The sequence below is a fragment of the Micromonospora tarensis genome (assembly GCF_016803395.1).
GTDB classification, from domain to species: Bacteria; Actinomycetota; Actinomycetes; order Mycobacteriales; family Micromonosporaceae; genus Micromonospora; species Micromonospora tarensis.
In genome coordinates, this window is record NZ_JAEVHL010000309.1 from 1 (window position 1) to 6496 (window position 6496).

Here is a 6496-nt window from a genome sequence, read left to right on the forward strand (position 1 = left end):
CGGACGCGCTGGCCCGGCTGCTGGTGGTCGACGGCTGGGCGCGCGCAGCCGGGCGCCCTCACCCCGTTGGCCGGCGAACCGCGCACGTTGCTGGCCGCCGGACTGGTCAGCCCCGAGTACACAGTCAGCTGAGCGGAGGAGTCGACATGGACACCGTGACCCGACGCAGGTTCCTGCTGACCAGCGGGGTGGTCGGCGCGGGCGCGCTGGCCGCCGGGGCCGGCGCGTACAGCCTGCGGGACCTGCTGGACACCGCCGGGGACCGCGATCCGCAGTCCCGCACGCTGGTGCTGGTGACCCTCTACGGCGGCAATGACGGGCTCAACACCGTCATTCCGTACGGCGACCCGGCCTACCGGGCGGCCCGCCCCGAGCTGGCCTACCCGGACGGGGAGGTGCGGCGGTTGGACGACGACTTCGGCCTCAACCCGGCACTGGCCGGCCTGCACCAGCGCTGGTCCGACGGTGGGCTGGCGATCGTGCGCGGGGTCGGCTACCCGAAGCCGGACCGCAGCCACTTCCGGTCCATGGACATCTGGCACACCGCGCAACCGGACCGGCCCGGGAACACCGGCTGGCTGGGACGGTGGCTGGACCGGGTCGGGGGCGACCCCCGGCTGGCGGTCTCCTTCGAGCCGGCGCTGCCGCCGCTGCTGGCCGGGGCGCGCAGCGCCGGTGCCGCCGTGCCGGTGACCGACCGGAAGGCCGCCAAGGGTCTGTCCACCGAGACACTCACCGCGTTCGCGGCCAGCGAGTCGGGCGAGTCGGCGGCCCGCAGTCGAGCCGCCGCCTGCTTCGCCGACCTGCGCTCGGTCGACGAGATGATCAGCCAGGTCCGCGACTCCGCCGACCCGGACGCCGCGGACCAGGACGGTGAGCAGGCACCGGCGACGGCCACCGGCGGGGCGCGCACCCCACTGGACGCGCAACTGGACCTTGTCGCGCAGTGCGTCGAGGCGGGGGTGTCCACCCGGGCCTTCTCGGTGTCACTGGGCGGCTTCGACACGCACGCGGACGAGAAGCAGTTGCAGGCCGTGCTGCTGGGTCAGCTGGACCGGGCGCTTACCGGATTCGCCGACCGGATGAGTCGCACCGAGGCGGGCCGGAAGGTGGTGGTGGCGGTCTACTCCGAGTTCGGCCGCCGGGTGCGGGCCAACGCCTCGGACGGCACCGACCACGGCACCGCCTCGGATGTGCTGCTGCTCGGCGCGGGCGTCCGTGGGGGCTGGCACGGTGCGGCACCGAGCCTCACCGACCTCGACGACGGCGACCTCAAATACACCACCGACTTCCGGGACGTCTACGCCACGCTGTTGGAAGAGGTGCTGGACACCGACCCGGGCCCGGTCCTCGCCGACTGGCGGGGGCGGCTGGACGGGTTGTTCTAGTCGTCCTCTTCCGGGTCCTGGTTGGCCTGCTCGCCCAGCACGAACGCCTGCATGGCCAACTCGTCACCGGCCGGCGACACGAAGGCCGGCAGCTCGCGCGGGCCCAGCTCCTGCACGTAGGACCAGAACAGCCGGACCGCCTCGGCGGGCGTGCCGGCCTCGATCGGCAGGTCGAGGCTGACCAGCCAGGTGCGCCGTGCCGGGGGCGGACCGAGCTGGTCGGCCAGCGCCCGGAAGGCCGCCGGCTCCACTGCGGTGACCGGCCCGTCGAGCGTCAGCAGGTCGGCCGGGACCGGCTCGTCGAAGGCCCGTCGGGTGTACGCCACGACCAGCGTTCCCGGCTCCAGCGGGGACTGGGGATCGTCCGGGTCCTCCCGGTGGCGCTGGCTCGGCGCGCTCACCCGGCCGAGCGCGACCAGTCGAGGCGGCGCGTCGACAAGCACCGCCACCTGGTCACCCGGTGCCGGCCGGGTGACGTCGGTGAGGCCGGTCAGCTCCAGCGCGTCGTGGTGCACGAGCCGCTCGGCCTCGTACCGCTCGGCGGGTAGCAGCACCGCCCAGCTGCCCGTCCCGCCGGCGTGGCCGGCCGCACCGGCCCGGTGCGCGGTCTCGGTCGTCATGCCTGTCATCTCATCACGCCGCCGGTCGGCGGGTGACGTGACAGCCGACGATGTGATCGTCGACCATCCCGGTCGCCTGCATCAGCGCGTACGCGGTGGTCGGGCCGACGAACCGGAAGCCGCGCTTCTTGAGCGCCTTGGCCATCGCCGTCGACTCCGGGGTGATCGGCGCGAGCTCGGCGAACGAGGCGGGGCGGGCCGGCCGGGGCGCCGGCGCGAAGGACCAGAGCAGCGTGGACAACCCCTCCGGCAACTCCAGCGCGGCACGGGCGTTGGCGATCGCCGCCTCGATCTTGGCCCGGTTGCGGACGATGCCGGCGTCGGCGAGCAGTCGGGTGACGTCGGCGTCGTCGTAGCGGGCGACGGTCGGGAGGTGGAACTCGTCGAAGGCCAGCCGGAACGCCGGACGTTTGCGCAGGATGGTCAGCCAGGACAGCCCGGACTGGAACGCCTCCAGCGTCATCCGCTCGTAGAGCGCGTCGTCACCTCGCAGCGGCCGCCCCCACTCGGTGTCGTGGTAGACGGCGTAGTCGGGAGTGCTCGCCCCCCAGGCACAGCGAGCCAGCCCATCGGCACCGATCACCAGGTCAGTCACCCGGTACACGCTAGGGCATCGGTCCGACACCCCATTGCCAGCGGCCGCCCGGCTGCCTATGGTGCTTGTTACCGACCGGTAGGTCGAGGCCGCCCGGTGGCGCGCCCCGTCCGGTCACGGCGAGCGGAGGCCGCGGTGAAGGAGTTCCCGGACGTCATCGCCTGGTCGATCCCGGCCTTCGTGCTGCTCATCGTGCTGGAGCGGGTCTCCTACCTGCTGCACCGCGACGACGACGAGGTCGGCTACGGCGGCGCCGACACCGCTACCAGCCTGGCGATGGGGCTCGGCAGCATCTTCGCCGACCTGCTCTGGAAGGTGCCGATCGCCGCCGCGTACGCGCTGCTCTACGCGTTCACTCCGCTGCGGTTGGCGGAGCTGTGGTGGACCTGGCCGGTGATCCTGCTCGCGCAGGACTTCTGCTACTACTGGTCCCATCGCGGCCACCACGTGATCCGCATCCTCTGGGCCTCGCACGTGGTGCACCACTCGTCGCAGCGGTTCAACCTCTCCACCGCACTGCGCCAACCCTGGACCGGCCTGACCAGCTGGGTCTTCTACATCCCGCTGATCCTGGCCGGCGTGCACCCGGCCGTGGTCGCGTTCTGCGGCTCGGTCAACCTGCTCTACCAGTTCTGGATCCACACCGAACGGATCGACAGGATGCCGCGCTGGTACGAGGCGGTCTTCAACACCCCGTCGCACCACCGGGTGCACCACGCCTCGCAGGGCGGTTACCTGGACCGCAACTTCGGCGGCATCCTGATCGTCTGGGACCGGCTGTTCGGCTCGTTCGCCCCGGAACGGGAGCGCTGTGTGTACGGCCTGACCAAGAACGTCGACAGCTACAACCCGGTTCGGGTGGCCTTCCACGAGTACGCCTCAATCGCGCGGGACCTTCGCGCCGCGGTGACCTGGCGACACCGCGCCGGGCACCTCTTCCGCGCGCCGGGCTGGCAGCCGGAACCGGGCGCGGTCAGGGCAACCGGCCCTGCTCGACCAGCCGGGCGAACCTCTTCAGCGCCTGGGTGAGCCCGAACTTGGAGCCGGGCCAGAGCACCGGCCAGGCCAGTCGGCCGGCCTGACCGCCCGGCAGGTGGAACCACTCGTGCCAGACCACCTGGGTGCGGGCCTGACCCAGCTGGGTGCAGCGCAGCACGCCCGGCCCACGCAGCAACCGGCCGTGGTGCACCACGCCGATCTCGTACGGCTCGTCGACCCGAACCACCCGCATCTCGTCGCGCAGCGTCGCCCGGCCGAGCGTGGTCACCGCCTCGATCCGGCTGCCCTCGCGCCCGTCACCCTCGACCACCCGGACCCGGGTGAACGGAATCCAGTCGGACTGACGTTCCCAGGCGAGCAACCCGGCGAAGACCCGCTCGGCCGGGGCGCCGACGATGACCGTGGCGGTCACCTCACCGGCACCGGGTCGGGCAGCCTCCTGAAGATCGTCAGCGCCTGCCGGCTCGGTCACGCCGACTCCGACCGAGCCACCGCGTCGCGTTGCTCGGTGCCGTCGACAGGCGCTCCGGCGGCCTGCTCCTCGGCCGGCTCACCGTCCGCCGGTGTGACCGCCGGCGCCACGCCGTCGGAGTCGGCCGGGGACGAGGAAGCGGCGGGCAGCGGGCCGGGGGCGGTCGAGCCGACCGGGGCAGCGTCCGCGTCGTCGGTCAGCGGCGCATCCGTGCCCGGCTCGACTGCGGCCGGCACCTTGTTGGCGGACTGCTCGCGGGCCTGGCGGAGCAGGTCCGCGTCCTCGGTGCGCCCCTCACGCAACGCGATGACCTCCGACTCCAGTACGCCGATCAGCTCCGACTTGTAGCCGATGTCGTAGGCGGCACGGCGCATCGCCTGATCCACCTGAGCCATCCGGTACCCGCGCAGGCCGGTGTCGAAACGGACCGCCCCCACGTCGGACTCACGCAGCGGCCGGGTGCTCGGCAAGGCCACGGCCTGCGAATCCGGCTCGGCCGGCACCAGGCCGGGATCACGGCCGCTGACCAGCACCGTCACGCCGAAAACCACCGCCGCGACGGTCAACGCCACGACCAGGAGGAGCAGAAGCTGACCCATGCACTGATCGTGGCATGGCAGCCGGCCGGTAGCGACCCCGCCACCCGTCCCGATCATGATCCGTGCCGACGCCCGCCCGGCGTCGCTGGTGGACGACCGACTAGCGTCGGCACCGGCCGACGCGGCGGCGACGGCGCGGACTTCCAGGAGGCGGCATGGCCGGGGCGCTTCGGCTTGGTGGGCGCACGTTCGCCCCCGACGAGCTGGTGGTGATGGCGATCATCAACCGCACGCCGGACTCGTTCTTCGACCGAGGAGCCACCTACGCCGCCGACAACGCTCTCCGCGCTGTGGAACGGGCCGTGGCCGAGGGCGCGGCCATCATCGACATCGGCGGGGTCAAGGCCGGTCCCGGCACGGACGTGGACGTCGCCGAGGAGATCCGGCGCACGGTGGACACCATCGCCGCCGTCCGCGCCGCGTTTCCGCAGGTGGTGATCTCGATCGACACCTGGCGGGCCGAGGTGGCGATCGAGGCCGTGGCGGCCGGTGCCGACCTGCTCAACGACACCTGGTCGGGTGCCGACCCGACGCTGGCCCGGGTGGCCGCGCGGACCGGCGCCGGCCTGGTCTGCTCGCACGCCGGCGGCCTGGTGCCACGCACCAGGCCGCACCGGGCCACCTTCACCGACGTGGTCGCCGACGTGGTCGCGACGGTGACCGGGCTCGCCGAACGCGCGGTGGCGGCCGGGGTACGCCCCGACGGCATCCTCATCGACCCGGCACACGACTTCGGCAAGAACACCCGGCACTCGCTGGAGATCACCCGCCGACTGGACGAGTTGAGCGGTACCGGGTGGCCGCTGCTGGTGGCGCTCTCCAATAAGGACTTCATCGGTGAGACGTTGGACCTGCCGGTGGCCGAGCGGCTGGAGGGGACGCTCGCCGCGACGGCGGTCTCGGCCTGGCTCGGCGCCCGGGTGTTCCGGGCCCACCAGGTCGGCCCGACCCGCCGGGTGCTGGACATGGTGGCTTCGATCCGGGGCGACCGCCCGCCCACCGCGACCCGCCGAGGACTGGCCTGACCGGCACGATCGCCGGAGACCGTGCCGCTCAGGTCCAGCGGAGGATGTTCCTCCGCCAGGCGTAGAGGATGCCGAGCGCGAGCACCGCCACGAATACCGCCATCTCCACGACAGTCACCAGACCGAAGCCCGGCCGGTCGAAGACCACCGCCCAGGGGAAGAGGAACACCGCCTCCACCGCGAACAGCACGTAGAGGTACGCGTAGACGTAGTAGCGGATCTGCATCTGCGCCCAGTCCGCGCCGACCGGGTCGAGCCCGCACTCGTAGCTGGCCCGCTTGCCCGGAGGATCGGCCGGACGCACCGGACGTAACACCCGGTTGGCCGAGAACGCCGTAATGAAGAAGACAACGCTCACGAGCAGCAGCAGCCCGAGCGTCGCGTACGAGCCCAGGTATCCGGTCACGGTGGGGAGCCTACCGGTCGCGCGGAGGCGCCGTACCGAACACGTTACGAAGTTGTTTCCAGATGGGACTAGTGCTCCGGGGCAACTGTTACCGAATATTGGAAACCCACCCATGTCACCGGAGGACAGATGGCCCGCGTGAAGGCATCGCCCGGCAGCCGGGCGAAGCGGCGGCGTTCCACGCCCCCGCTGGCCACCGCACTCGCGCTGGGTCTGCTCGCGGCGCTGGCCGTCGGACCGGCCTGGGCCAGCGCGGCGGCTCCGGAGGCGGACCCGGTCGCCACCCTGACCGAGCCGGTCAGCGACCCCGAGGGCCCGCCCGCGACCACTCCGGCGCAGGAACCCACTCCGACCGACGTGCCCGGCGGCGATCCGGAGCCGACCGAGCCGGC

At 72.5% G+C, this 6496-nt stretch carries 8 protein-coding genes and 1 pseudogene; 4 read left to right on the top strand and 5 right to left on the bottom strand.

Features of this window, described 5'->3' with window-relative positions; all coding sequences use genetic code 11:
- Nucleotides 1-146 precede the first annotated feature (146 nt).
- Nucleotides 147-1388 carry a DUF1501 domain-containing protein gene (locus tag JM949_RS32295; protein WP_203151868.1) on the top strand — a complete coding sequence of 414 codons (1242 nt, stop codon included), beginning with the start codon at nucleotides 147-149 and terminating at the stop codon, nucleotides 1386-1388.
- On the opposite strand, the gene JM949_RS32300 is transcribed toward JM949_RS32295, so the two are convergent.
- Together JM949_RS32300 and JM949_RS32305 are read right to left on the bottom strand one after the other, a co-directional pair.
- Entirely contained in the window at nucleotides 1385-2008 is a 624-nt protein-coding gene (locus JM949_RS32300) for a hypothetical protein (protein ID WP_203151869.1), read from the bottom strand. The two genes, JM949_RS32295 and JM949_RS32300, sit on opposite strands and share 4 nt — an antisense overlap.
- 13 nt (nucleotides 2009-2021) lie before the next feature.
- Nucleotides 2022-2603, bottom strand: coding sequence for a DNA-3-methyladenine glycosylase I (locus JM949_RS32305; RefSeq protein ID WP_203151870.1), 582 nt, complete (start codon nucleotides 2601-2603; stop codon nucleotides 2022-2024).
- 135 nt (nucleotides 2604-2738) lie between these two features.
- Here JM949_RS32305 and JM949_RS32310 point away from each other — a divergent pair, with 135 nt between their 5' ends.
- Complete coding sequence (locus JM949_RS32310) at nucleotides 2739-3632, top strand: sterol desaturase family protein (RefSeq protein ID WP_203151871.1); 894 nt, start codon at nucleotides 2739-2741, stop codon at nucleotides 3630-3632.
- Here JM949_RS32310 and JM949_RS32315 read toward each other — a convergent pair.
- Both JM949_RS32315 and JM949_RS32320 read right to left on the bottom strand, forming a co-directional pair.
- Nucleotides 3577-4074 carry an SRPBCC family protein gene (locus JM949_RS32315; protein ID WP_203151872.1) on the bottom strand — a complete coding sequence of 166 codons (498 nt, stop codon included), beginning with the start codon at nucleotides 4072-4074 and terminating at the stop codon, nucleotides 3577-3579. The two genes, JM949_RS32310 and JM949_RS32315, sit on opposite strands and share 56 nt — an antisense overlap.
- A complete protein-coding gene (locus JM949_RS32320; RefSeq protein ID WP_203151873.1) occupies nucleotides 4071-4673 on the bottom strand; it encodes a DivIVA domain-containing protein in 603 nt (200 codons plus the stop codon). Before JM949_RS32320 ends, JM949_RS32315 begins: the two co-directional genes overlap by 4 nt.
- Nucleotides 4674-4828: 155 nt before the next feature.
- On the opposite strand from JM949_RS32320, the gene folP reads away from it, so the two are divergent.
- Nucleotides 4829-5698 (top strand): dihydropteroate synthase, encoded by an 870-nt coding sequence (gene folP / locus JM949_RS32325; RefSeq protein ID WP_203151874.1) that lies wholly within the window; start codon nucleotides 4829-4831, stop codon nucleotides 5696-5698.
- A 28-nt stretch (nucleotides 5699-5726) separates the two neighbouring features.
- Here folP and ndhC read toward each other — a convergent pair whose 3' ends face one another.
- The gene (ndhC, locus tag JM949_RS32330; RefSeq protein WP_203151875.1) at nucleotides 5727-6104 is read right to left on the bottom strand and encodes an NADH-quinone oxidoreductase subunit A; all 378 of its coding nucleotides are present in this window, start codon (nucleotides 6102-6104) and stop codon (nucleotides 5727-5729) included.
- A 129-nt stretch (nucleotides 6105-6233) separates the two neighbouring features.
- Between ndhC and JM949_RS32335 the strand changes: the two are divergent.
- A pseudogene (locus JM949_RS32335) lies at nucleotides 6234-6496 on the top strand (hypothetical protein); the annotation flags it as partial.